At 44.9% G+C, this 24296-nt stretch carries 25 protein-coding genes; 5 read left to right on the top strand and 20 right to left on the bottom strand.

Annotated features, from left to right (window positions below; genetic code table 11):
- Positions 1-6 precede the first annotated feature (6 nt).
- The 16 genes from ispG to OCV57_RS01095 all read right to left on the bottom strand — a co-directional run bounded on the left by ispG (position 7) and on the right by OCV57_RS01095 (position 14040).
- The gene (ispG, locus tag OCV57_RS01170) at positions 7-1059 is read right to left on the bottom strand and encodes a flavodoxin-dependent (E)-4-hydroxy-3-methylbut-2-enyl-diphosphate synthase (RefSeq protein WP_267300240.1); all 1053 of its coding nucleotides are present in this window, start codon (positions 1057-1059) and stop codon (positions 7-9) included.
- A 14-nt stretch (positions 1060-1073) separates the two neighbouring features.
- Positions 1074-2114 carry a M50 family metallopeptidase gene (locus OCV57_RS01165; protein ID WP_267300239.1) on the bottom strand — a complete coding sequence of 347 codons (1041 nt, stop codon included), beginning with the start codon at positions 2112-2114 and terminating at the stop codon, positions 1074-1076.
- A gap of 53 nt (positions 2115-2167) precedes the next feature.
- Positions 2168-3322: a 1-deoxy-D-xylulose-5-phosphate reductoisomerase gene (locus OCV57_RS01160; RefSeq protein ID WP_256320272.1), complete on the bottom strand. Its 1155-nt coding sequence runs from the start codon at positions 3320-3322 to the stop codon at positions 2168-2170.
- A 124-nt stretch (positions 3323-3446) separates the two neighbouring features.
- On the bottom strand, positions 3447-4277 hold the full coding sequence (locus OCV57_RS01155) for a phosphatidate cytidylyltransferase (RefSeq protein WP_022287390.1): 831 nt from the start codon (positions 4275-4277) through the stop codon (positions 3447-3449).
- A 3-nt stretch (positions 4278-4280) separates the two neighbouring features.
- Positions 4281-5012: an undecaprenyl pyrophosphate synthase gene (locus OCV57_RS01150; RefSeq protein WP_256320270.1), complete on the bottom strand. Its 732-nt coding sequence runs from the start codon at positions 5010-5012 to the stop codon at positions 4281-4283.
- 3 nt (positions 5013-5015) lie between these two features.
- Positions 5016-5570 (bottom strand): ribosome recycling factor, encoded by a 555-nt coding sequence (gene frr / locus OCV57_RS01145; protein WP_195248963.1) that lies wholly within the window; start codon positions 5568-5570, stop codon positions 5016-5018.
- Between the two features lie 30 nt (positions 5571-5600).
- On the bottom strand, positions 5601-6305 hold the full coding sequence (gene pyrH, locus OCV57_RS01140; RefSeq protein ID WP_022287393.1) for a UMP kinase: 705 nt from the start codon (positions 6303-6305) through the stop codon (positions 5601-5603).
- Positions 6306-6399: 94 nt separating this feature from the next.
- A complete protein-coding gene (locus OCV57_RS01135; RefSeq protein ID WP_138338698.1) occupies positions 6400-6795 on the bottom strand; it encodes a secondary thiamine-phosphate synthase enzyme YjbQ in 396 nt (131 codons plus the stop codon).
- Positions 6796-6824: 29 nt separating this feature from the next.
- Positions 6825-7829: an NAD(P)H-dependent glycerol-3-phosphate dehydrogenase gene (locus OCV57_RS01130; RefSeq protein ID WP_267300238.1), complete on the bottom strand. Its 1005-nt coding sequence runs from the start codon at positions 7827-7829 to the stop codon at positions 6825-6827.
- 13 nt (positions 7830-7842) lie between these two features.
- Positions 7843-8502: a glycerol-3-phosphate 1-O-acyltransferase PlsY gene (gene plsY / locus OCV57_RS01125; protein WP_022287396.1), complete on the bottom strand. Its 660-nt coding sequence runs from the start codon at positions 8500-8502 to the stop codon at positions 7843-7845.
- Positions 8503-8520: 18 nt separating this feature from the next.
- Positions 8521-9852: a ribosome biogenesis GTPase Der gene (gene der / locus OCV57_RS01120; RefSeq protein ID WP_046439994.1), complete on the bottom strand. Its 1332-nt coding sequence runs from the start codon at positions 9850-9852 to the stop codon at positions 8521-8523.
- A 197-nt stretch (positions 9853-10049) separates the two neighbouring features.
- Positions 10050-10232, bottom strand: coding sequence for a 50S ribosomal protein L32 (gene rpmF / locus OCV57_RS01115; RefSeq protein ID WP_022287398.1), 183 nt, complete (start codon positions 10230-10232; stop codon positions 10050-10052).
- A gap of 52 nt (positions 10233-10284) precedes the next feature.
- Positions 10285-10728: a YceD family protein gene (locus tag OCV57_RS01110; RefSeq protein WP_022287399.1), complete on the bottom strand. Its 444-nt coding sequence runs from the start codon at positions 10726-10728 to the stop codon at positions 10285-10287.
- Between the two features lie 116 nt (positions 10729-10844).
- Entirely contained in the window at positions 10845-11249 is a 405-nt protein-coding gene (locus OCV57_RS01105; protein ID WP_022287400.1) for a hypothetical protein, read from the bottom strand.
- A 96-nt stretch (positions 11250-11345) separates the two neighbouring features.
- Positions 11346-12677 carry a glucose-6-phosphate isomerase gene (locus tag OCV57_RS01100; RefSeq protein WP_041337158.1) on the bottom strand — a complete coding sequence of 444 codons (1332 nt, stop codon included), beginning with the start codon at positions 12675-12677 and terminating at the stop codon, positions 11346-11348.
- 154 nt (positions 12678-12831) lie between these two features.
- Positions 12832-14040, bottom strand: a complete 1209-nt coding sequence (locus tag OCV57_RS01095) for a D-alanyl-D-alanine carboxypeptidase family protein (RefSeq protein ID WP_267300237.1) — start codon at positions 14038-14040, stop codon at positions 12832-12834.
- 220 nt (positions 14041-14260) lie between these two features.
- On the opposite strand from OCV57_RS01095, the gene OCV57_RS01090 reads away from it, so the two are divergent.
- A complete protein-coding gene (locus OCV57_RS01090; protein WP_022287403.1) occupies positions 14261-15979 on the top strand; it encodes a phospho-sugar mutase in 1719 nt (572 codons plus the stop codon).
- A gap of 652 nt (positions 15980-16631) precedes the next feature.
- On the opposite strand, the gene OCV57_RS01085 is transcribed toward OCV57_RS01090, so the two are convergent.
- Positions 16632-17447 carry an Mrp/NBP35 family ATP-binding protein gene (locus OCV57_RS01085; RefSeq protein ID WP_267300236.1) on the bottom strand — a complete coding sequence of 272 codons (816 nt, stop codon included), beginning with the start codon at positions 17445-17447 and terminating at the stop codon, positions 16632-16634.
- A gap of 249 nt (positions 17448-17696) precedes the next feature.
- On the opposite strand from OCV57_RS01085, the gene OCV57_RS01080 reads away from it, so the two are divergent.
- Positions 17697-18044: a type II toxin-antitoxin system PemK/MazF family toxin gene (locus OCV57_RS01080; protein WP_022287405.1), complete on the top strand. Its 348-nt coding sequence runs from the start codon at positions 17697-17699 to the stop codon at positions 18042-18044.
- Positions 18045-18224: 180 nt separating this feature from the next.
- On the opposite strand, the gene OCV57_RS01075 is transcribed toward OCV57_RS01080, so the two are convergent.
- Together OCV57_RS01075 and OCV57_RS01070 are read right to left on the bottom strand one after the other, a co-directional pair.
- Positions 18225-18974, bottom strand: a complete 750-nt coding sequence (locus tag OCV57_RS01075; protein WP_267300235.1) for a putative ABC transporter permease — start codon at positions 18972-18974, stop codon at positions 18225-18227.
- Complete coding sequence (locus tag OCV57_RS01070) at positions 18974-20227, bottom strand: DUF975 family protein (RefSeq protein ID WP_195246157.1); 1254 nt, start codon at positions 20225-20227, stop codon at positions 18974-18976. The genes OCV57_RS01075 and OCV57_RS01070 overlap by 1 nt, the downstream gene beginning before the upstream one ends.
- Before the next feature lie 255 nt (positions 20228-20482).
- Here OCV57_RS01070 and OCV57_RS01065 point away from each other — a divergent pair, with 255 nt between their 5' ends.
- From OCV57_RS01065 to OCV57_RS01055, 3 genes are all read left to right on the top strand, one after another.
- A complete protein-coding gene (locus OCV57_RS01065) occupies positions 20483-21499 on the top strand; it encodes a stage V sporulation protein AD (RefSeq protein ID WP_041337155.1) in 1017 nt (338 codons plus the stop codon).
- Positions 21499-21855 carry a stage V sporulation protein AE gene (gene spoVAE, locus OCV57_RS01060; RefSeq protein WP_041337154.1) on the top strand — a complete coding sequence of 119 codons (357 nt, stop codon included), beginning with the start codon at positions 21499-21501 and terminating at the stop codon, positions 21853-21855. The genes OCV57_RS01065 and spoVAE overlap by 1 nt, the downstream gene beginning before the upstream one ends.
- A 65-nt stretch (positions 21856-21920) precedes the next feature.
- Positions 21921-22739 (top strand): AraC family transcriptional regulator, encoded by an 819-nt coding sequence (locus OCV57_RS01055; protein WP_267300234.1) that lies wholly within the window; start codon positions 21921-21923, stop codon positions 22737-22739.
- Between the two features lie 289 nt (positions 22740-23028).
- Here OCV57_RS01055 and OCV57_RS01050 read toward each other — a convergent pair whose 3' ends face one another.
- The gene (locus OCV57_RS01050) at positions 23029-24234 is read right to left on the bottom strand and encodes an LL-diaminopimelate aminotransferase (RefSeq protein ID WP_041337153.1); all 1206 of its coding nucleotides are present in this window, start codon (positions 24232-24234) and stop codon (positions 23029-23031) included.
- Between the last annotated feature and the right edge of the window lie 62 nt (positions 24235-24296).

Here is a 24296-nt window from a genome sequence, read left to right as displayed (position 1 = left end):
ATCCTTTTAAAGTTTTTCTATTTCCGCCAGAAGCGCAGGCAAAGCCTCCTCCTCTGATACCTTTCTGAGCTTTTCACCGTGGCTGAATATCACCGCACAGCCGTCACCGCCTGCAATGCCTATATCAGCGTTGCCCGACTCGCCTATGCCGTTCACAACACAGCCCATAACGGCTATCTTGATATCCTTGTCTATATCCTTGGTGGCTTCCTCGACCTTTTTTGCAAGACCTATAAGGTCTATCCTAGTTCTTCCGCAGGTAGGGCAGGAAACTATCCTTACTCCGCCACTTTTGCCGATAGCCTTTAAAATATCCTTTGCGGCGTATATCTCTTTTACTGGCTCGTCGGTAAGTGAAACTCTTATAGTTTCGCCTATGCCGTCGCACAGAAGCGAACCTATACCGATAGATGATTTTATAAGACCCATTCTCTCGGTGCCAGCCTCAGTTACTCCAAGGTGCAGAGGATAATTACAGGTCTGTGCACACAGTCTGTATGCCTTTATCATAGTCGGCACGTCTGATGACTTTATAGAAATAACGATATCCTCAAAGTCGCACTGCTCCAAAATTCTCACATGACCCATTGCGCTTTCCACAAGAGCCTCCGCAGTTGGCGAACCGTATTTCGCAAGCAACTCTTTTTCCAGAGAACCGCCGTTCACGCCTATCCTGATAGGGATATTTCTTTCACGGCAGGCTTTAACCACCGCTTTTACCCTATCCATAGAGCCGATATTTCCGGGATTTATCCTTATCTTATCAATACCTGCTTCCGCCGCCGCAATGGCAAGGCGATAGTCAAAGTGGATATCCGCCACAAGAGGGATAGAGATCTTCTCTTTTATAGCAGGGATAAGCTTAACGGCTTCTATGTTTGGTATAGCCGCTCTTACTATTTCACAGCCAGCTTTTTCAAGCTCCACAGCCTGCTTAACAGAGCCTTCTATGTCCGTAGACGGCACATTGAGCATTGATTGGATATATATTTTTTTGCCGTCAAGGACAAGTCCTCCCACCTTGACAGGTCTTACGTTTCTCTTATTTTCACCTGACATAAACAGTTCCTCCTTTAAACAAGCTTGATAATATCGCTCACCGTTACCACTACCATAAGAAGCAACAGAGCCGCCATACCGATAGCGTGTACCATTCCCTCATGCTCAGGCTTGACAGGCTTACGGCGTACCGCTTCGATAATAAGAAACAAAAGTCTTCCGCCGTCAAGTGCAGGCAATGGCAAGAGATTGAAAATGCCGATATTTATGGTCATGAACGCACCCAGCGACAACATTGTGTCAATAAGTGACGACCAATCTATTTTACCTGACTGGCTGTCCCTTTCGCTGTCGATAACATTGTCGATAGTATCAACGATGCCAACAGGACCACTGAGGTCTTTTATGGAATACTTTCCTCTTATAAGGTCGGCAAAGGAGATATAGATAAGTCTGCCGTCAGTACAGCCCTGCTTAAAAGACTGAGTTATCACAGAGCCGACGGTCACAGCTTTTGGTGCGACCTTGAAATCAATGTGCATGGTATTATCGTCCGTTGCAAAAGTGACGTCTTTAAGCTCCACCTTTTTTCCGTCACGCTTCACCACCATATTGAACTTGCCGTCCTCATCGTTTCCAAACTGATAGGACATATCCATAGTAGTGAAAATCCTCATGCCGTTGACCTCGATTATCTCGTCACCCACCTGCAAGCCGGTCGATTGGGACATAGCGTTATCCTCAAACCACGATATAGTGGTGGTTGCGATGCCGTCAGACCTTGCGGTGCTGATACAAAGGATAATATATCCAAGCACAAGATTCATTATAACGCCTGCCACCACTATAAGCATTCTTTTTGGCAGGCTTTTATTACAAAACGCACCGCCGTCCTCGCTTCCGTTATCCTCGCCCTCCATGGCACAATAGCCACCTATGGGAAACACACGCCAAGCGTAAAGGGTATCGCCCTTTTTCTTTTTGATAATGGCAGGACCCATGCCAATAGCGAACTCGTTGACCTTTACTCCGCTGGCTTTCGCCGCAATAAAGTGACCAAGCTCGTGTATTATTATGATAGCTTCAAAAATCAATATTGCAAATAATATACTCATTTCTTTCCTTTCAAACACAAAAAGACAATAGGTTCAGCACCGCAAACTATCTCTTAATTTTTCATTGCCAAAGCCAGTCTGCGAGCCTCTTCCCTAGCCAGTCTGTCAGCTTCCAGCACATCTTCCACACATTTTATCTCTTTTCGTGGGGTGCTGTCGCAAACGCTCATTACTATTCTACCAATATCAAGAAAATCTATCCTGCCGTCAAGAAAAGCCGCAACGGCTTCCTCATTCGCTCCATTCACTGCCGCAGGAAGATTTCCACCAATAGTGACAGCCTTTATACAAGCCCTAAGACAATCGAACGTATCATAGTCAGGCTTCTCGAAAGTGAGCTTTCCATAGTCTGTAAGGGACAGCTTTTTCACATCACATTCCACTCTCTCAGGATAAAGCAGAGCATACTGTATAGGTATTTTCATATCAGGCACGCCAAGCTGTGCGATAACAGAATTATCCTCATACTCCACCGCTGAATGTACAACGCTCTGTCTATGGACAACTATCTCGATCTGCTCAGGTCTGAGCTTGAAAAGCCACATTGCTTCGATAAATTCAAGACCCTTGTTCATAAGCGTAGCAGAGTCAATGGTTATCTTTCTGCCCATTGACCAATTAGGGTGATTAAGAGCCTGCTCAACTGTCACGCCCTCTAGGTCAGACTTTGTTTTGCCAAAGAATGGTCCTCCCGAAGCAGTAAGGATTATCCCTTTGAGCTTGTTGCCCTCGTTTCCCTGCAGGCACTGAAAGATAGCCGAATGTTCGCTGTCAACAGGATATATCTTCACTCCCTTTTCAGCAGCCGCCTTTATAACGAGCTCACCGCCTGCCACAAGTGTTTCCTTATTTGCAAGGGCAATGTCAGTGCCTTTTTCGATAGCCGTAAGGGTTGGCACAAGACCCACCATGCCAACGACTGAGTTGAGCATGATATCGACCCCGTCCATTCTTGCTATCTCTTTAAGTCCCTCCATGCCTGTGGATATTTTTATGCCAGTGCCACTGAGAAGCTTTTCAAGCTCCGCCTTTTTGTCCTCACGGTAGATACACACACGCTCAGGCAAAAGCTCCTTAGCCTGAGCCGCAAGCTTTTCAACGTCAGAATTTGCCGCAAGCGCCTTTACTTTAATATTATGCTTTGCAGCCACTTCTAATGCCTGCGTGCCTATAGAACCCGTTGAACCGAGTATGGTCATTGTTTTCATTTATTGTCCCTCATCATATAAAATAAATTCAGGCAATTCCGCATAAAGATGGTTTGCAAGCGGTGTTGCCTTAATAACGCTTAAAAGGGGTAAGCCTAAGCCTGCCCCTAAAAGTCATAATTTTCTATTTAAGTATAAGCCCCTGTGTGAACATATAGTACATAAAAGGTGCAACGAGCAGAACGCTGTCAAAGCGATCCATTATTCCACCGTGACCCGGCATTATGTTGCCATAGTCCTTTATACCTGTCTGTCTTTTTATCACCGAAGCTGTAAGGTCGCCCACAAGTCCGATAAGAGCCGCAAGCATACCTGCGATTAGAACGCCTAGATAGTGGATAGGCTCTCCTTTAAGTACGAACTGATAGAACAGGCTTATTATAAGCATAAGAATACCATTTGAGATAACGCCGCCTATAAGACCCTCCACAGTTTTCTTAGGGCTTATCTCAGGGCAAAGCTTTGTTTTGCCGAAGAAAGTTCCTGCAAAATAAGCACCGCTGTCAGCCAGCCAAGCCGCTGCAAGAGTAAGAACTATCATAAACACGCCCTTGCCGCCCAAGCCTGCCATTGTGACCAAAGTTGAGAATGAATACGGCAGAAGTATGCCCACGCCCAGCATGAAGAAAAACTCTGTATACTGGAATCTTGTATGCTCTTTAAGATAAAGCAGACACATTGCTATAACGAAAAGCCCCATGTAAAGCTTGTAGCTGAAAAAGTACAGCCAGCCGTGTCTGTAGAACACAGGCATGAAAGCGTCCACAAAGGCAAACGCACAGCAGGCAATGGTCTGATACTTATGCTCTGTCATTTTTGTCGCCCTGAATATCTCATATATTGCAAGTGCAGAAATTGCGCCCACCGCAATATTGAACAGGAACGTTCCGTGTGCGATAAGCAGTATCACTGCGATAACAATGGCAACTGCCGCAGATTTAATACGGGTAGACATTTTTTACACCCCTCCAAATCTTCTGTTTCTTTCGCTGTATGCGATAACAGCCTTGTCAAGGTCGCTGCCTTTGAAGTCAGGCCATAGGATATTTGTGTAATAAAACTCCGCGTAAGCCGCCTGCCATATCATGAAGTTTGACAATCTTTGCTCTCCGCTAGGTCTTATAACAAGGTCAACAGGAGGTATCTCCTCAGTGTAGAGATTTCTCTCTATCATATCCATTGTGATATCCTCAGGCTCCAACTTGCCTTCTTTCACCTGCTGAGCCAATGTCTTAGCCGCATGGCAAATCTCGTCCCTGCCGCCGTAGTTGATAGCAAGCACAAGGGTCATAGAGTCAAAGTTCTTTGAGTCCTCCTCAACGGAAGCCATTTTCCTTTGCAGATTTTCGCTGAGCCTTGTTCTGTCGCCTATAAAGCGCACCCTGATATTCTCCTCGATAAAGTCCCTGACCTCGTCAAGATACTTTTCAAAAAGATCCATAATTGCGTCTACCTCGTCCTTAGGCCTTTTCCAGTTCTCGGTAGAAAACGCATAGTAAGTTATATACTGTATTCCAAGCGCCTTGGCGTGTCTTGTTATGGCACGAAAGGTTTTTGCGCCCTCTCTGTGTCCGAACTTTCGGGGCATACCCCTCTTTTTCGCCCATCTGCCGTTGCCGTCCATGATAACGCCCACATGAACAGGCACAGACACGTTCTCTCCAAGGTTTATCTTCTCATTCTTCGCCATGGCTTAGATAGAGAGTATCTCTTTTTCCTTTTCGGCAACGTGACCGTCAACTTCCTTAACGAACCTGTCAGTAAGCTTCTGGATCTCGTCCTCGCAGTCCTTAAGATCGTCCTCTGTGATCTCGTTGTTCTTCTTCATTGCCTTGAACTTTTCCATAGCGTCACGTCTGATAGAACGGATAGCGACCTTGCACTCCTCGCCCATTTTCTTGATTTCCTTAACAAGCTCCTTACGTCTGTCCTCAGTGAGCTGTGGGAAAGTAAGTCTTATAACAGTGCCGTCATTCTGTGGATTGATGCCGATATCAGAAGCCTGAATAGCCTTTTCGATAGGCTTGAGAGTTGACTTATCCCATGGCTGTATAACAAGCACTCTTGCCTCAGCAACAGAAACTGCCGCCATCTGTGTGACAGGTGTCATTGCGCCATAATATTCTACCTGGACTTTGTTGAGTACGGACGGATTAGCTCTGCCTGCTCTGATGCCTGCAAAGTCCGAAAGCATAACGTTTATGGATTTCTCCATTTTTGTCTTAGCATTTTCCTTGATCTGTTTCATATTCAAACGATCCTTTCTTGATTATCTTTATTATTTTACGAGAGTGCCTATATTTTCGCCCATGCAAGCGTCATAGATATTGTCTGGTCTTGCAAGATCGAAAACGAGTATCGGGATATTGTTGTCCTTACACATTGCCGCAGCGGTCGAGTCCATTACCTGCAGACCCTTTGCAAGGATATCAGCAAATGTAAGAGTGTCATACTTGACAGCGTCAGGATACTTGTGAGGATCCTTATCATAAACACCGTCTACCATGGTAGCCTTAAAGAATATGTCAGCTTCTATCTCAGCCGCTCTCAGTGCAGCAGCCGTATCAGTTGAGAAGAATGGGTTACCAGTGCCGCAACCGAAGATAACTACTCTGCCCTTTTCAAAATGACGCATAGCCTTGTTTCTGATGTAAGGCTCAGCCACCTGTGGCATGGATATAGCTGTCTGTACTCTCACTTCAAGACCGCAGTTCTCAAGGCCGTCCGCAACAGCAAGTGCGTTCATAGCAGTTGCCAGCATACCGATATGGTCGGCTCTTGTTCTGTCCATTGCACCGCTTGATCTGCCTCTCCAGAAATTGCCACCGCCTACAACGATACCTACCTCAACGCCGGCGTCAACACATTTTTTTATGCTCTTGCCGAATGAGGTGATAACGTCATAATCAAGACCTATCTTCTTATCGCCTGCGAGAGCCTCACCGCTTAATTTGAGCAATATTCTCTTATATTTAGGTTCCATATTTCAAAGCACTCCTTAACACATATTTCGTTGGAATTATCCATATTAATTATACAATATTTTCAGCAGATTGTAAAGAGGAAAAACGCCAAAATCAGCCCTTTATTATCTTCACAAAAAAGTTTCTTGTTCTCGGTCCGTCAAACTCAGCGAAATAGATACCCTGCCAAGTGCCGAGAAGAAGCTCGTTATCGTCGATGATAACAGTTTCCGAAGCACCAACACAGCTTGACTTCATATGAGCGTCAGAGTTTCCTTCAGCGTGACGGAACTGCGGTCTGTTGGGAAATGTTTCCTCCAAAGCGTAAAGAAGATCCGTCTTTACATCAGGGTCGGCATTCTCATTTATGGTTATCGCCGCCGTGGTGTGGGGACAAAATACCACCGCCATGCCGCTTTGCACTCCTGATTCTGTGACAGCCTGCCTTACATAGCTCGTGATGTTGTAAAGCCCTCTGCGTTCTGTCTTGATAGTGTATCTTTTAAGCATATGTATCCGTCCTTTCAACGGTCGCTTTCCTAACTCAGAAAAGTTGACTCAGTTTCATTTCTGTTCGGTCTGCCCATAAGATTTTTGATAGCGTTAGCCGCAGTCTCACCCTCAAAAAGCACCTTTGCAAGCTGTTCTGTGATAGGCATTTCAATTCCCATTCTCTTTGAAAGCTCCCATGCGTTCTTGGTGCATACATAGCCCTCAACAGTGCCGACCTGTCTTACAGCCTCCTCAGGGGTAACTCCCTTGCCTATGAGAATACCCGCACGGCGGTTTCTGCTGTGCATTGAACAGCAGGTAACGATAAGGTCGCCTATGCCGCTAAGTCCGCCAAAGGTTTCAAGCTTTGCACCCATTGCAACTCCAAGACGTGATATCTCTCTGATACCCCTTGTCATAAGTGCAGCCTTTGTGTTGTCACCAAGTCCAAGGCCGTCGCAAACGCCTGCCGCCAAAGCGATGACGTTTTTCAGCGAACCGCCTATCTCGCAGCCCATAACGTCATCATTAACATACACTCTGAACGTATCGTTAGAAAGAGTGTTCTGTATATAATATGAAACCTCCCTGTCGTCAGAAGCAGTAACAACAGTAGTGGGAACTTTTCTTGCCACTTCCTCTGCGTGTGACGGACCGGTAAGCACCGCAACATGATTGTTCGGAAAGCACTCTCTCGCCACACAGCACATAGTTTTAAGGCTTCCGCCCTCAAGACCCTTTGCCGTGTTCACAACTATAGTCCTGCTTTCAAGATAAGGCACAACGCTTTCGCAGACCTCTCTAAGGAAAGGCGAAGGTATGCCAAGTATCACCATGTCTTTATCCTTAACACAGCTTATATCCGTTGTAAGCTCGATAGTCTTATTCACCTGAACGCCAGGGAGCTTTGCTTTAAGCTCGCCTGTTCTCTTGATAGCATCTATCTCGTCCTGAAACTTTGACCATACTGTTACTTTATGCCCTGCATTGTCGCACATTATTGCCAGTGCAAGACCAAATCCGCCTGAACCGAGTATAGTAATATCTGCCATAATAAAACCTCCCTTACGCCTTTTTCTTGCTTCCGAATTTGTTTTCGGTGCCGTTCATAAGGCGTTTGATATTAGGTCTGTGCATATAAATGATAAGCAGACCGATAGCCGTTGCCATAAGAGTGTTTGCAAGAACGCCGTCGCCCTTGATGATAAAAAGCTGAACGATAGGCGTAAAAACAGGATATGCGATAGCGGCGCATATAGAACCTACAGACACGTATTTTGTTGCCGCAAGCACGATAGCAAAAACAGCCACCGAGAAAGCACAGGTCAGTGGGTCGATAGCGATAAGGGTCGTTGCCGCAATAAGAACGCCCTTTCCACCATGAAAACCATAGAATACCGGGAAAATATGTCCAAGCATTACAAAAAAGCCCGCAAGATATCCGATAAATTTATCGTCATGAAAAAATGTCACGCCGAAACCGTTAGTCACCACAAGTCGGCAGATAACTACCGCAAGCACGCCCTTTGCAAGATCGCACAACAGCGTTGCCGCCGCAGGCCCTTTTCCGAATACTCTCAGAACATTGGTCAAACCTGCGTTGTTGCTTCCGTAATCACGGATATCCTTATGCTTTAAAACTCTGCACACGATTATGGCAGAATTAAGACTTCCGAAAAGATAGGAAAAAATTATAGTGAATGCCAGACTTAAAAATATGTCCACAAAATAACCTCCAGAATTTTATTTAACGTCGTCCTTGTCACGCTCTCTTATTTTGAAAACGATAGGCGTGCCTTCAAGTCCGAAGGTCTCTCTTATCTGATTTTCAATATAACGCTGATAGGAAAAATGATACAGATCGGCTCTGTTTACAAAAAACACGAATGTAGGCGGTTTGGTAGACACCTGCGTCATGTAGTATATCTTCAGCCTTCTGCCCTTGTCAGACGGTGGCTGTACCCTCTGGGTAGCATATGCAAGAACATCGTTAAGTCTGCCTGTCGGTATTCTAATAGAGTTCTGCTCTGCAACGAACTTGATAGTATCAAAAAGCTTGTCCATTCTAAGACCTGTTTTTGCAGAGATGAACACAAAAGGCACATAGCTCATGAAGCTGAAATCGTCCTGAAGCTTTTTCTGGAACTCGTTCATGGTGTTAGTGTCCTTTTCAACAGCGTCCCACTTGTTCACCGCAACAACGCAAGCCTTGCCCTTTTCGTGAGCATAGCCTGCCACCTTTGAATCCTGCTCAGTAAATCCCACAGTTGCGTCAATAACGATAACCGCAACATCGGCTCTGTCAACAGCCATATAAGCCCTCAACACAGAGTATTTCTCAATAGTCTCCAGCACCTTTGACTTACGTCTGATACCAGCCGTATCGATAAAAACGAACTTGCCCTTTTCATTTTCCACAACCGAGTCAGTAGCGTCACGGGTAGTGCCTGCAATATTTGACACGATAACACGTTCCTCACCGCATATCTTGTTTATTATAGAGGACTTTCCAACGTTAGGCTTGCCGATAACAGCGACCTTTATCGAATCATCGTCATCGTCCTCTTCATTTTCCTCAGGGAGATATTTCAGCACCTCGTCAAGGAGATCGCCCGTTCCGTGACCATGTACAGAAGAAACAGGGAACGGTTCGCCCAAACCGAGATTATAGAACTCATACAGCTCCATAGGCGGTTCGCCCACATTATCCACCTTGTTCACGCAAAGCACGATAGGCTTGCCCGATTTCAAAAGCATCTGTGCCACCTCATAATCAGTGGCAGTAACTCCGCATTTAAGGTCTGTCACAAGAATGGTGACATCAGCTTTCAGTATAGCAAGCTCCGCCTGTCTGCGCATCTGAGCAAGGATAATATCATCAGACTCAGGCTCGATTCCGCCCGTGTCAACCAGCATGAACTCGTGTCCGAGCCATTCGCACTTTGCATATATCCTATCTCTTGTGACGCCAGGAGTATCTTCAACTATAGAAAGTCTTTGACCGATAAGCTTATTAAAAAGAGTAGACTTACCAACATTAGGTCTGCCAACTATCGCAACGATCGGCAATGACATATATATCGACCTCATTTCATATAAATTTGCACATTGATACATCATATAGTATAACACAATTTCTCACGTTTTGTCAACCATACGAGGAATACACACCTGACCTGTAGGGACGAACAGCGTTCGCCAGCCTTTTTCACCGCTACAACAAAAAAGAGCAGAACGACCTAAGCCATTCTGCTCTATGTGCTTATCAAAAATTATGCTTCCTTCTTGATAACCTCTACGCCCTTATAATAACCGCAATTCTTGCAAACCTTGTGTGGTGAAGTAAGCTCACCGCAGTTAGAACATTTACAAAGTGCAGGTGCGTCAAGCTTCCAAACTGCTGAACGTCTCTTGTCACGTCTAGCCTTGGATACTTTTCTCTTTGGTACTGCCATTCTGGCACCTCCTCGTCAGTAAAATCATTATAGTCTGTTCAGCTATTTCCCGTCAAGAGCAGTTACATTTGCCCTCATTCAAATCCTGTCCGCAAACGTAACACAAACCCTTGCAGTCATCCCTGCAAAGAATTTTTGTAGGCAGCTGTAACAACAAATCTGAAATAGCTAATTCGTCCAGATCAAGAGTATTGTTCTCGCAGACCACATAATCGTCTCTGTCGCTTTGAACACTTCTCACCAGAGTGTGTTCAAAGTCATAAACATACTCCCTGCTGAACTCCTTTAGACATCTGTCACAGGTGTGATCCATAGTAAAAACAGTCTTGAACCTGAGCGTTACCACCCCTGCCCTGTTCTCTATCTCACCTGTTACCGCAACGGGCGATGCAAAAGAATATCCGCCATACTCCGACAGCTTGTCTGCTGTTATGGAATAATCGATCGTTTTTCGCTCTCCGATTATATCGAAAAGTTCCTTCAACTGTACATTCATACTTGCACCTCAAACATCACAAATTCCATTATAACCTGAGAAACGTGATTTGTCAATACTTTTTTTCAATTTTTTCGTTTTTGCTATCAAAATACCAATAAACGAAGCGCAAAGCCTTACTTGATGAAAGCCTTTACCTTTGCAGGCAGCTCATCAACGTCAGCAGATACTGTGAAAGTAACGTTTACGTCCTTTGTGAGAACTGCTACCTTTTCAAGCATATTGCCAAGAGCGTCATAATCTCTGCCGCCGATCTTCAGGATACCGTCAACGAAAACTTCCTGAATGTCATAGTTGCCAGCCATCAGACCTGCAACAAAGCCATAGAAGCTGTCAAAGCTGTTGATACCGTATTCTTCAGCGTCAGCCAATCTTACATTATGAGGAAGGTCATAGGTAAGCTGCATACCTCTTTCGATGCAAACAACGTTGCCTGTAGCATTTTCAGCAGCCTTCTTGATAGAATCAACAAGTATCTTAGTCTTGCCTGTGCCCTTTTTACCTGGAATCAAATTAATCATATAAACTCTCCGTTCCGCTTATTAAAGCATTTATTTTAAGAGCAGACCCCCGAAGGGGAAACGCTCAAAATTTCCTTTTGTTCTGCCTTTAGGATATTAGCCCAGCTTAGCCTCGAGTTCAGCCTTCTGTGACTCATAACCCGGCTTGCCGAGAAGAGCGAACATATTCTTCTTGTAGCTCTCAACACCCGGCTGATTGAATGGGTTTACGCCGAGCATATAACCTGAGATAGCACAAGCCTTCTCAAAGAAGTAGATCATCTCGCCAAGGTTTTCCTCATCGAGCTTGTCAACATCTATAACGATATTAGGAACGCCGCCCTCAGTGTGAGCAAGGATAGTACCCTGATATGCCTTTTCATTTACAACTGACATATTCTGATTTGTGAGGAAGTTAAGTCCGTCAAGATTATCCTTGTCAGGCTCCAAGAACAGGTCGCTCTTTGGTGTCTTGATGTGCATAACTGTCTCAAACATAAGTTTTGAGCCGTCCTGAATGAACTGACCAAGTGAGTGCAGGTCTGTAGAGAATGTAGCGGCAGATGGGAATATACCCTTATCGTCCTTGCCCTCGCTCTCGCCGAACAGCTGCTTGAACCACTCGCCCATCATTGTGAATGAAGGGTCATATGAAACGAGCATCTCAACGCTCTTGCCTTTTCTGTAAAGAATGTTTCTGAGAGCTGCATACTTATAGCAATCGTTGTTATCATCAGCAGAATACTTCTTCATACCCTCTCTTGCACCAGCCATGAGCTTGTCGATATCACAGCCTGCTGCTGCGATAGGGAGAAGGCCAACTGCTGTAAGAACTGAAAATCTTCCGCCAACGTCATCAGGAACTACGAATGTCTCATAGCCCTCTTCGTCAGAAAGCTGCTTAAGAGTACCCTTAGCCTTGTCTGTTGTAGCGAAAATTCTTGTCTTAGCCTCTTCCTTGCCATACTTATCTTCAAGAAGCTTCTTGAAAATTCTGAAAGCAAGTGCAGGCTCAGTTGTTGTGCCCGACTTTGAAATTACATTTACGCAGATATCTCTGCCCTCGCAAATTGAAAGCACCTCATTGAGGTAAGCCGAACTGATATTGTTTCCGACAAAATAGATGTCAGGAGTATCCTTCTTAAGATTGTTGTAGAATGGCGACTTGAGCAGCTCGATAGCAGCTCTTGCACCAAGATAAGATCCGCCGATACCGATAACGATGAGAACATCGCACTTTTCCTTGATCCTTGCGGCAGCAGCCTTGATCCTTGCAAATTCTTCCTTATCATAATCCTCAGGGAGTGTTACCCAGCCGAGAAAGTCATTTCCCAGACCGTTTCTGTTTACCAGAGTGTTATGAGCGGCAGTTACCTGCGCAGCCATACCCTCGTATTCATGTTCACTTACAAAACCCTCAAGATACTTTGTGTTAAGCTTTAATGACATTATCCTTCATTTCCTTTCCTTACCTGTCGGAGAGCGTGATACCATAAAACACGTTCCTCCGCTAATACTAGATAAATTATACTATATTTTTGTGAACATTTCAAGAGTTTTATAAAGCGAAATCATCTTTTGTACATTTTAAACAAATATAATATTACATACTCAGCAAATTGTACACAAGCTTTTTTATGCCGCAGATAAAATTCATTTTCTTCACCTCTTTGCAGGCTACTATCTTTCCCTCTAATATCACCTCGCCGCCCATGGTGTATCTTATTTCTCCCGCAGTTTCGCCATTTTTCACAGGTGCGTCAAGCTTCTCCTCTGCCGTAAAATTGCACTCCACCATACGATATGTTCCCCTCGGTATAACTATAGGATAAAGCCCCTCGGGAGCAAGCTTCACAGAAAGTTCCTCTCCTCCGCACACCACAGTTTCCTTTATCATATCCTCAGGAAGTTCAGGGGTGTATATCTCATATGTATCGAACGCCAAGTTCAGAAGTTTCTTCGCCTCAGCATTCATATCCTCCTGCGAATCGCAGCCGTTAAGCACTACGCATACTGACATATCCCCTTTTTCAGCCGTTGCCGCAATACAGCTCCCGGCCTTTTCACTTCCCCACGCTTTCATGCCTGTTACGCCCTTGTAAGTACGCACAAGCCTATTAAGATTTACAAGCTCCGCCTTGCCGTCTCTCACAGTGTCAAGCCAGCAGGTAAGGTAAGGAGTGAGATTTTTGTATTTTGCAAGTTCCGAACAAAGCAAAGCCGTGTCCTTTGCTGTTGTAACATTGCCCTCTCCCATGCCGGTACAATCAGTGTAAACAGTACCATTCATGCCAAGCATTTTCGCACGGCTGTTCATAAGCTCCACCGCCTTGTCTGCCGAGCCTGCCACCTTTTCCGCAAGCGCCGCACAGCCGTCGTTTGCATTGCCTGCAGACACTGATTTTATAAGCTCCTCCACAGATATCTTCTCTCCCTTGTCAAGCCATATCTGGCTTCCCTGCTGAGAGTTGGCATACTCCGACACCACTGACGTGTCGCTCATGGAAAGCTCACCGCTGTCTATCTTTTCTGCTGTGAGCAAAAGCACCATGAGCTTCGCATAGTGACCGCACTCACACTGCTCCTGTGGCTCTTTCTCAAAAAGCACCCTGCCTGTGGTCATCTCCGTCACCACTGCAGACCTAGCCGTAAGCCCCTCTATGATATCGCTCACCGCCACAGTGTCCGCAGGCACAAAGTCCTCCGCTGACAGCGCACCTGCTTTTTCTTTTCCCTCCGCCAGCGAGCACACCATAAACACTGCCACCGCCGCACATAACACTGCCGAGCATATTTTCCTTAATATTTTCACATTTTCCACCTCTCACATATACTATTTTTATATTTATATTCACCCTGTCCCGAAATTAGCATTATGCCCCGAAATGTTTCCGGAAACTCATTTGTAAATAGTTGCAGGAATTTGTTAAATAACTGTTACAACTCTTGAAATAAATATGGGAGTGTGCTATAATGTATTCTATAGAAATGTGTATTTTATAAGCGAAATATTTATATGAGGTGATTTAACAATGACAGAAATGGAACTTTACAAGCTTTGGTGTGAAAAGGCTGTTGACGATCCTGATCTCCAGACAGAGCTTAAGTCTATCGAGGGCGACGAGGCTGCAATCCAGGACAGATTTTACAGAGATCTTGAATTTGGCACAGGCGGACTCAGAGGAGTTATCGGTGCAGGCGCATACAGACTTAATGTTTACACTATCAGACGTGCAACACAGGGTCTTGCAGACTATGTAAACGGCGCATTTGAAAACGGCAGCGTAGCTATCGCATATGACAGCCGTATCAAGTCTGACAAGTTCGCAAAGGAAGCTGCTGCAGTTCTGGCTGCAAACGGCATAAAGGTATACATCTATTCAGAGCTTATGCCGACTCCAATGCTTTCATGGGCTGTAAGAGAGCTTAAATGTCAGGCAGGTATCGTTATAACTGCATCACACAATCCTGCAAAGTACAATGGTTACAAGGTTTACGGCGAGGACGGCTGTCAGATCACACTCGATGTTGCAAACACAGTTATCGGCAAGATCAACGCAGTTGAGATGTTTGGCGGTGCAAAGGTAATGGACTTTGAGGACGGCATCAAGTCTGGCAAGATTGAATACATCAAGCAGGAAGTTATCGACAAGTATCTTGACAAGGTAGCTCAACAGGGCGTACATACTGACCTCGTAGCAGACAGCGGTCTGAAGGTAGTATACACTCCTCTTAACGGCACAGGAAACAAGCCTGTAAGAGCTATCCTTAAGAAGATAGGCATAAAGGAAGTAACAGTAGTACCTGAGCAGGAAAATCCTGACGGAAACTTCCCTACCTGCCCATTCCCTAACCCTGAGATAAAGGAAGCCCTTGCAAAGGGACTTGAGCTTTGCAAGACAGTAAAGCCTGATCTTCTTCTTGCAACAGACCCAGACTGTGACAGAGTTGGTATCGCAGTACCTGACCCAGAGGGCAACTATGTTCTGTTCAGCGGAAATGAAGTAGGCGCAATGCTTCTCAAATACATTTGTCAGGAAAGAACAGCTCTTGGCACAATGCCAAAGAATCCTGTAGCTGTTAAGACTATCGTAACAACAGACATATGCAAGAAGATAGCAGCAGAGTACAATGTAGAGCTTAGAGAAGTTCTCACAGGCTTCAAGTTTATCGGCGAGCAGATCGGTTTCCTTGAGAAAGAGGGACAGGACGACAGATATATCTTCGGATTTGAAGAGAGCTATGGTTATCTTGCAGGCTCATATGTAAGAGATAAGGACGCAGTAGTAGGCTCAATGCTCATTTGTGAAATGGCAGCATTCTACAGAACAAAGGGCATCTCACTGCTTCAGGCAAGAGAAGATATGTACAAGAAGTACGGCAACTATCTCCACAGCCAGAAGTCATTCCAGTGCGAGGGTGCAAGCGGAATGGAGAGAATGAAGGAGATCATGACAGATCTGAGAGCTAATCCACCTAAGGCTATTGGCGGACTCAAGGTAGTAGACATAGCAGATTATCTTGCATCTGAGGAAACAAACCTTGAAACAGGCGCAAAGACAGTTCTTACACTTCCAAAGTCAGATGTTATCGCATTCAAGCTTGAGCAGGGTGCAAGTGTAATAATCAGACCTTCAGGCACAGAGCCAAAGATCAAGGCATACTACACAACTATCGGCGACACAAGAGCTGATGCAGAAGCACAGGAAGAAAAGCTTATTGAAGATTTCAAGGGCATTCTTGGTTTCTAATAATTACTGAATATAATGAAAGCAGACGAGTCAGTTTTTTGACTTGCCTGCTTTTTTTGCGATATCCACACAATGCTTTGCATTTCACAAACCATGTAGGGGAGCAGCGCAATTTCTGCAAGCAGAAATGCGACGTCCCGCTTCTCGTTTGCCTGTCCAATTCTACGTTATCCGCACAACGTTCGGCATATTTTTTCAAAACACTGTACGGCACAACATTTCCGCACACGGCACGTCTACACAAATTCATGAATAATCAAACCTTACCGCTTCGAGCGGGCTGTCGAGGGCGCCAGCCCCTACATCTTGTTCAGACAAATTCGCTGTGCCGCAAAATCGCTACGCTCTTTGCGGATTTTACGTTGTGCTATGGGATGGAAAAAGCGGTGCAGAGTTTTGTGCTCCGACACCGCTTTGTTTTAATCACTACTTTATATTTCTTCTTTACTTTTTCTGCACCGCTTGGTAGGCTTACGCCTATTGAGGCTCTGCCTCAAGCTCCGCAAGGGACTCTGTCCCTTGACCCTGCAAGCCCTCTAACGCCGGGCTTGAGCCTGCGTTTTATCTCTCGCTTCGCTCGGTGTTGACTTTTACTTTATGCTTGTGATTTGTTCGGTTTGGCTATGCCATTCCTCATTCCTCACTCCTCACTTTAACCGAGAAGTTTATCCGCGATCGTATCCAGCCAGCCGCCCTCGACTTCTTCTATCTCACCATTATCGCAAGCTTTCGCAAACTTCGGGTCTATAGGCATTTTCGCCACAGCGTCTATGCCAAACTTCACTGCCACTTCGTCCACATGGCTCTCACCATAGATATTATGCTTCTTTCCACAATCAGGACACTCAAAATATGACATATTCTCCACTATTCCAAGCACCGGTACTTTCATCATATCCGCCATATGCACCGCTTTCTCGACTATCATGGAAACCAATTCCTGTGGCGAAGTGACGATAACTATGCCGTCAACCTTAATAGATTGAAAAACTGTCAGAGGCACGTCGCCTGTTCCAGGTGGCATATCTATAAACATCACGTCAACGTCGTTCCATGCCACATCTGTCCAAAACTGCTTCACTGCACCTGCGATAACAGGGCCACGCCATACAACAGGGTCAGTTTCATTTTCAAGAAGCAGATTAAGGCTCATTATCTCAATACCGGTCTTGCTCACCGCAGGGATAATGCCATACATATTGGTATTAGCTCTCTCGTGGATATTAAACGCTGTCGGTATAGACGGGCCTGTTATGTCAGCGTCCAGCACAGCGGTCTTAAAACCACGTCTTTGTGCCGTTACTGCGAGCATACTTGTCACCAAAGACTTGCCTACGCCACCCTTTCCACTCATTACTGCATATACCTTTTTCACAGAGCTCGCAGCATTAAGCTCCTCTTTCAAGCTCTTTTTATCAGAGCATTTTGAAGCACAGTTTTCGCAATCATGTGTGCAGCCTTCGCTCATAGAATCATTCCTTTCAAGGCATTTACGCCTTTATTTACTATGTTAAGTATATCACTTTGACCGTGAAAAGTCAACCAATACTGACTTTTCACCCAAAGCACTGCTGCCGCATAAAATAAAACAGCCCTGCACCTTGTAACAAAATAGATACTTTGGTATAATACCCCGATAATAAGGCAATAATAGGAACAAGCAGGAGCAAAAGCCTGCAAATCAAGGCGAAAGCCCATAGAATAGGAGTGTTTACAAGTGACTGTACACAGGGGCGATATATATTATGCAGATCTCAGCCCAGTGGTAGGCTCAGAGCAAGGCGGTATGCGACCGGTGCTGATAGTACAAAATGACATAGGCAATAAGCATTCACCCACAGTGATAGCAGCGGCAATAACGAGCCGCCTTGATAAAGCGAAACTGCCGACACATATAGAAGTTGGCGGTGGCACCTGCGGACTAGCGAAAGATTCCGTGGTATTGTTGGAACAGATCCGTACATTGGACAAGAAAAGGCTAAAGGAGAAAATGGGAACACTTGACGTAAGCTCCATGTCCGCAGTAAATTCGGCATTATCAATAAGCTTTGGATTAAAGCTCTAGTTAAATGAGGAATGAGGAGTGAGGAGTGAGGAATGGCATAGCCAAACCGAGTAAATCACAAGCACTAAATAAAGAACAAAAGATAAAGCGGTGTCGGAGTGAAAACTCTGCACCGCTTTTCTATCCAAAAAAAATCCGTAGGGACGGTCAAAAACCGCCCTTCTAATAGTCATATCAAACCTATCCGAGAATATCAGAGTGTAGCAATAATAATTCCTCACTCCTCACTCCTAGCTCCTCACTAACCACGACACTGTGAAAAGGCAGATTGTAAGCCGCATAATCAGTTATGCCCTTGCCCTGATTAGGATTAGCCTTTGAGTAAACAGCGTCACAACAGAATAATACAACAAGTATCACGCACGCCGCAAACCTTGCCTTGAATGGTATCTTCTTCAAAAGATCATCAAAAAACGGTGCCATGATGTATATTCCTGCACAGCCTGCAAAGCCAAATATCAACGCCCCCTCAAGACATATCCTGCCATTGATGTTGCAGAAATATCCCGTATAATCCCAATATTTCATGTGCTTGAACGTTTCAAGATACCAGCTCGTTGCGTATTCGACCACCGAGCATAACCCCACAACAAGGAAAAAAGTCGCCACATGGTGGTCTATGAACCGCTTCAGCAGTATTATACCGCACACACCGCCAAAACCATATATAGGAAGCCATGGGCCAAACATGGTTCCTCGATTGACGAAAACTCCGTCCTCAACGATGTGTATGCCCACTTCCCATATCCAGCCTATAAATGCGAATATGAAAAACAGCAGTATATACGTCATGAGTGTATAGTTTCTGTGATAGTCACGGTGAACTATAGTCTTGTTGGCAAATCGGCTGAAATGCGCCTTTCTGTCTACCGCAAGACCGGGGTATTGCTCAAATTCCCGCAGATCGTCAAGCGTCAGCGTTCTCTCCATTATTCACCGCCCCCATTCTCATTATTTTCAGGCACTTTTATCGTGCATATCGGTATGCTTCTAACAATGTCAGGATTTTCGCCCTTTTGTGCAGCTTCCTCAGCCATAAGCTCTTCCAGAAGGTCAAGGTCAAGCAGCTTGTCATTAAGCTCCTCATAGCCCTCTATCTTGTTCTTGATAGCCTCACGCCTTAGCTGTAAATACACCTCTGCGTCTATCGCAGTTGTGTATGGGTTAGACCAGAATACTCCCACCGCACCGAACGATATGCTCGAAAGCAGTGTCCAGCCTATCATAGAAAGATCCACCTTGAAAAGCTGCCACTTGTATCCCCTAGTCATGGCAATAGAAAGCTTTATTGCCTTTCTCGTCTTGATGTTAGGGTTTTCCGCACATATGAACGGTACCATTGAATAGGCATAATGTTTTATAGGATATCCCACGATAGTAAACGCCCATAAGGTCTGATATATGCTAGTTACAAACATAGTCCTTGCGGGGTGAAGCGTTCTCTCGCGGAAAAGAAAGCCTAGTCTGCCTATCTTCGTTTTCTTGTATGTGTGATTTTCAAGGAAAAATCTTCTCTCACATACCCAAAGCACATTTACTATGAATATGGTGAACATCAACTGGAAAATAAAATACACGAATGAAACTATAGTATCCCATGTGGATTTTTTTCCTAAAACATTCATTATCGCCGTAAGCAATGAAAACTGATAGGAATTAGAGCTTGTTGCACTGTCAAAATAAACCGAAGCAGAGGCTGTAAAATTATTGAGCCTGTCATTAAGATAGGTCTGTGCCTTTTCCTTTGCATTTCGGCTAAAAGAAAAAGCGTCTGCCAGTGCTTCCAGATTAGAAGTGTCGTTTGATGAACCAAAGAACGTGACTTCCTTTGAATTTAGCCCGTCAACTCCGTATTTTTTATAAGCGTCCAGCCACTTTTTTACAGCGTCAGGATTATCTATCTGCCACTTGTCACTGACCTGCTCTGCCGTAAGTTCATTTTTAACCATATCCTCAATGATCTCTTCCTTATCTTCGGCGTCATATTTAAGATCAGCAACGTGAGAATTATCATAGCTTGACATATTCTGCGTGGTCGAGCCATATTCTCCTGCAATAAATACCATTATGAAGCACACTGCTATGCAGGCGATATAATTTCGCTTCACCCTGCCTTTAGCCGACTGCTTTATTTTTTTTCGGTCAAGCTTTATGACCACTGGCTTATCTTCATTTTTCTTCATCTAAAACTATGCCCCCGACGGGACATATCCTCCCTTCACACATACCACTTAACAAAACACTACATAATCAACAATAAATCGACTATTTAATTATATCTTTTTTTTGTGAATATGTCAACGATTTTGAGATCAAAACAAGTTTATTTTAAGATAGTTTTAAGTTTACGTTTAAAACGCCAAACTTTTTTTGCATATTTTCATCTGCAATGTAGAAAATAACATCAAATGACGATATTCATCAATAGGAGTGATAAAATGAAAGCCACTAAGCTTATGAAAACCTCACCCTCTGTCATCTCTTTCGCAGCCATAGGCGGCAAGAAAGAAAACGAAGGACCTTTGGGCGATTATTTTGACAAAATAAATGACGATCCCTATTTATCCACAGATAGCTTTGAAAAGGGCGAAAGTCAGCTTCAAAAGCAGGCAGTGCTTCACGCTTTGGATAAAGCCGCCCTCTCCCCCGAGGATATAGACGTGCTTTTCGGCGGTGATCTGCTAAATCAGTGTGTCGGCACTACCTATGGCGTAAGAGCCTTTGAAATGCCCTTTCTCGGCATTTACGGAGCCTGCTCCACCATGGCGGAGGGACTTCTCCTCGCCTCTCTTTTCGTTGACAACGACCTGGCAAAAAAAGCAATGGCGGTCACATCTTCCCACTTCTGCACCGCTGAAAGACAGTACCGCTTTCCCCTCAACTACGGTGGACAGCGTACTCCCACATCTCAGTGGACAGCCACAGCCTCAGGCTCATTGGTGGTTGCCCCCTCGGACAAGCCCCCCTACATCAGGGGCTGTACTATCGGAAAAATAGTTGACTTGGGCGTGAGCGACGCCAACAACATGGGTGCAGCCATGGCACCTGCAGCCTTTTCCACCATAAGCACATTTTTCACCGACACAGGCATGACCCCCTCCGACTTCGATTATATCGTCACAGGCGACCTTGGCAAAGTTGGAAGCCGTATTCTCTGTGAGCTTTTCGAGCGTGAAAATATAAATATCCGTGACAATCATAAAGATTGCGGTATGATGCTCTATGACTTTGACGAGCAGGATATCCACGCAGGGGGAAGCGGCTGTGGCTGTGCAGGAAGCGTTCTGTGCGGCTATTTTCTCCCGAAGCTCCGTGCAGGTGAAATAAAAAATATCCTCTTTGCTGCCACGGGTGCGCTAATGTCACCAACAGTAAATCAGCAAGGGGAATCTATCCCCTCTATCTCACATCTCGTGTGGCTGTCAGGGGAAAAAGATATGAAAGGAGCAAACTAATGGACTATCTATGGGCTTTTCTTATAGGAGGTCTTTTTTGTGCCATAGGACAGGTGCTTATGGACTTCACAAAACTGACCCCCGCACGAATACTGGTGGCATACGTCACAGGCGGCGTGCTTCTAGGTGCGCTGGGACTTTATAAGCCACTTATAGACCTCTCAGGCTGTGGCGCAACTGTCCCTCTCACGGGCTTCGGCTATCTTCTCTATAACGGTGTCCGTGAACAGATAGATAAAATAGGCTTCCTAGGCATTTTCACAGGGGGACTTACCGCCTCCGCCGCAGGCATAACTGCAGCCATGACATTCGCCTTTATCTTTTCGCTTTTCTTTAAAAGCTCAGCAAAAGAATAGTTTTATCTTGACAAACCCCAAACCCAGTGGTATTATAAAGATATGTAAATTGGGGGTGCAGAATAATGTACAAACAGATATATCCCGTCATAGGCGACGAAAAAAAACTGCCCTTTTATGTGGTAGGTCTGGGACTTGAAAGCTGGCAGTTTCCAATAAAACGTGCAGATGGCTACGAGTACCCACAAATATTTTTGTCACGCTCAGGGGAGGGCGAGGTCATAATAAACGGAGAAACCACAAAAATACCTCCCGATACTGTTTTCTACATCCCCCCATTCTGTCCACATGAGTATCATGCGCTAAGTGATGCGTGGTATCTGGATTGGATAGCCTTTTCCGGCTCACAGGTCATTCCCCTCTTGGAGCAGTGGAAGCTTAATAAGTTCACCGCCATTCAAGGGGTAGATATGGACAGATTACGCCGTATCATAACACGCATCTATTATACTCTGAAAAGTGATAAGCTTTATGGAAATCATTACGCTTCAGCACAGCTTTACGACTTTCTTATAGAATATCGTAAAATAGCAGATAACAGGCTCTCGTCATTTTATACCGCACAATCTGTTGCCTTGGCTGACGTATTGCAGTATATTGAAGAGCATTATCCGGAGCAAATAAAGCTTAACGAGCTTGCAAAAATCGCAGGAGTATCCGAGCAGCACTTATGCAGACTTTTCAAGAAAAATTTTCAGCTCAGACCTATGGAGTATCTTGCGCAAGTAAGGGTACAGCACGCAAGGGATCTGCTTGTTTATTCCAACAAGACCATAGGCGAGATATCAGATGAAACGGGCTTTCAGGACGGATCTTATTTCTCCGTGGTATTCAAAAGGTATGAAAATATGACTCCGGGAGAGTATCGGAGAATAAAGGTGTAGGCTAAGTGAGGAGTGAGGAATGGCAACGCCAAATCGAACAAATCACCAATGCAAAGTATAAGAAACACAAACTAAAGCAAATAACAAAGCGGTGTCGGAGTAAAAAACTCTGCACCGCTTTTACTATCTCATTTTACAACCCCACCCCGCAAAGAGCGAAGCGATTTTGCGGCGATAGAATTTGCATACAAAAAAAAGAGCGGTCAAAACCGCCCTTTTAAAATCATATAAAACCTATCCGAGAATATCAGAGTAAAAGCAAGAATAATTCCTCACTCCTAACTCCTCACTACTTAGAAAGCAGCTTCTTTATTCTCTCCATAGCCTCAACAGTTCTGTCCTTATCACCAAAAGCAGTCAGTCTGAACCAGCCCTCGCCGTTCTTGCCAAAACCTGCGCCAGGTGTGCCAACAACATTTGCGTTCTCAAGAAGATAATCAAAGAACTCCCAAGAACCCATGTTGTTAGGGCATTTCAGCCAAATGTATGGCGAGTTCTTGCCGCCTGTGTACTTGATACCAAGCTCGTCAAGTGTGGAAGCCATTACCTTTGCGTTGTTCTGATAGTATTCAATGTTTGCTCTTGTCTGTTTCTGACCCTCCTCAGTGAATACAGCCGCAGCAGCACACTGAACAGGATATGATACACCGTTGAACTTTGAGCCTTCACGTCTGCCCCAAAGCTGAGCGATAGATACTTCACTGCCGTCAGATGCCTTAACAACAAGCTCGTGTGGGATAACTGTATATCCGCATCTCATTCCTGTGAAGCCTGCTGTCTTTGAAAGTGAGCACATCTCGATAGCACATTCCTTTGCACCCTCAACAGCAAAAATACTTCTTGGTACGTCCTTTTCTGTAATGAATGCCTCGTATGCAGAATCGTAAATGATGATAGCGTTGTTCTTCTTTGCATAGTCTATCCAAACTTTAAGCTGCTCCTTAGTGTAAACAGAACCCGTTGGATTGTTAGGTGAGCAAAGATAAATAATGTCGCACTTTACGTTCTCGTCAGGCATAGCCGCAAAGTTGTTCTCCTCGTTTGAATCAGCATAAATTACCTTTCTGCCGTTCATAAGGTTCGTGTCAACATAAACAGGATATGCAGGGTCTGTGATAAGCACTACATTGTCGTCACCGAAAATGTCAACAATGTTTCCGCAGTCAGACTTTGCACCGTCGTTTATCCTGATATCGTCAGCAGGAATGTCAACACCGAAGCTCTTGTAGTAGCCTGCAACAGCCTCTTTCAGGAAGTCATATCCTGCACCGCTGTCCTCATAGCCCTTGAATGTTTCCTTGACGCCCATTTCGTCAGCGCCCTTTTTCATCGCCTCAACAACGCACTTTGCGATAGGCTGAGTAACGTCGCCGATACCCATTCTGATAATGTCAGCCTCAGGATGAGCCTCAGTGAAAGCCTTTACCTTCTTGGCAATGTTTATAAAAAGATAATTCTTTTCCAGCTTGAGAAAATTTTCGTTTATACTTGGCATAATTCCAACTCCTTTTCATTTTTGCGACCCGAAGTTTCACGGGTCAAACTTATAAAACGCAC

The sequence above is a fragment of the Hominimerdicola aceti genome (assembly GCF_025567495.1).
Taxonomy (GTDB): Bacteria; Bacillota; Clostridia; order Oscillospirales; family Ruminococcaceae; genus Hominimerdicola; species Hominimerdicola aceti.
Note: the sequence above shows the minus strand (reverse complement) of the source record. Positions and strands in the feature narration are given on the sequence as shown.

What these genes read in the sequence shown, in the direction of transcription:
- ispG (WP_267300240.1), bottom strand. Translation starts at nt 1,059, where the DNA reads ATGTCAGGTGAAAATAAGAGAAACGTAAGACCTGTCAAGGTGGGAGGA.
- OCV57_RS01165 (WP_267300239.1), bottom strand. Translation starts at nt 2,114, where the DNA reads ATGAGTATATTATTTGCAATATTGATTTTTGAAGCTATCATAATAATA.
- OCV57_RS01160 (WP_256320272.1), bottom strand. Translation starts at nt 3,322, where the DNA reads ATGAAAACAATGACCATACTCGGTTCAACGGGTTCTATAGGCACGCAG.
- OCV57_RS01155 (WP_022287390.1), bottom strand. Translation starts at nt 4,277, where the DNA reads ATGTCTACCCGTATTAAATCTGCGGCAGTTGCCATTGTTATCGCAGTG.
- OCV57_RS01150 (WP_256320270.1), bottom strand. Translation starts at nt 5,012, where the DNA reads ATGGCGAAGAATGAGAAGATAAACCTTGGAGAGAACGTGTCTGTGCCT.
- frr (WP_195248963.1), bottom strand. Translation starts at nt 5,570, where the DNA reads ATGAAACAGATCAAGGAAAATGCTAAGACAAAAATGGAGAAATCCATA.
- pyrH (WP_022287393.1), bottom strand. Translation starts at nt 6,305, where the DNA reads ATGGAACCTAAATATAAGAGAATATTGCTCAAATTAAGCGGTGAGGCT.
- OCV57_RS01135 (WP_138338698.1), bottom strand. Translation starts at nt 6,795, where the DNA reads ATGCTTAAAAGATACACTATCAAGACAGAACGCAGAGGGCTTTACAAC.
- OCV57_RS01130 (WP_267300238.1), bottom strand. Translation starts at nt 7,829, where the DNA reads ATGGCAGATATTACTATACTCGGTTCAGGCGGATTTGGTCTTGCACTG.
- der (WP_046439994.1), bottom strand. Translation starts at nt 9,852, where the DNA reads ATGTCATTGCCGATCGTTGCGATAGTTGGCAGACCTAATGTTGGTAAG.
- rpmF (WP_022287398.1), bottom strand. Translation starts at nt 10,232, where the DNA reads ATGGCAGTACCAAAGAGAAAAGTATCCAAGGCTAGACGTGACAAGAGA.
- OCV57_RS01110 (WP_022287399.1), bottom strand. Translation starts at nt 10,728, where the DNA reads ATGAATGTACAGTTGAAGGAACTTTTCGATATAATCGGAGAGCGAAAA.
- OCV57_RS01105 (WP_022287400.1), bottom strand. Translation starts at nt 11,249, where the DNA reads ATGATTAATTTGATTCCAGGTAAAAAGGGCACAGGCAAGACTAAGATA.
- OCV57_RS01100 (WP_041337158.1), bottom strand. Translation starts at nt 12,677, where the DNA reads ATGTCATTAAAGCTTAACACAAAGTATCTTGAGGGTTTTGTAAGTGAA.
- OCV57_RS01090 (WP_022287403.1), top strand. Translation starts at nt 14,261, where the DNA reads ATGACAGAAATGGAACTTTACAAGCTTTGGTGTGAAAAGGCTGTTGAC.
- OCV57_RS01085 (WP_267300236.1), bottom strand. Translation starts at nt 17,447, where the DNA reads ATGAGCGAAGGCTGCACACATGATTGCGAAAACTGTGCTTCAAAATGC.
- OCV57_RS01075 (WP_267300235.1), bottom strand. Translation starts at nt 18,974, where the DNA reads ATGGAGAGAACGCTGACGCTTGACGATCTGCGGGAATTTGAGCAATAC.
- OCV57_RS01070 (WP_195246157.1), bottom strand. Translation starts at nt 20,227, where the DNA reads ATGAAGAAAAATGAAGATAAGCCAGTGGTCATAAAGCTTGACCGAAAA.
- OCV57_RS01065 (WP_041337155.1), top strand. Translation starts at nt 20,483, where the DNA reads ATGAAAGCCACTAAGCTTATGAAAACCTCACCCTCTGTCATCTCTTTC.
- spoVAE (WP_041337154.1), top strand. Translation starts at nt 21,499, where the DNA reads ATGGACTATCTATGGGCTTTTCTTATAGGAGGTCTTTTTTGTGCCATA.
- OCV57_RS01055 (WP_267300234.1), top strand. Translation starts at nt 21,921, where the DNA reads ATGTACAAACAGATATATCCCGTCATAGGCGACGAAAAAAAACTGCCC.
- OCV57_RS01050 (WP_041337153.1), bottom strand. Translation starts at nt 24,234, where the DNA reads ATGCCAAGTATAAACGAAAATTTTCTCAAGCTGGAAAAGAATTATCTT.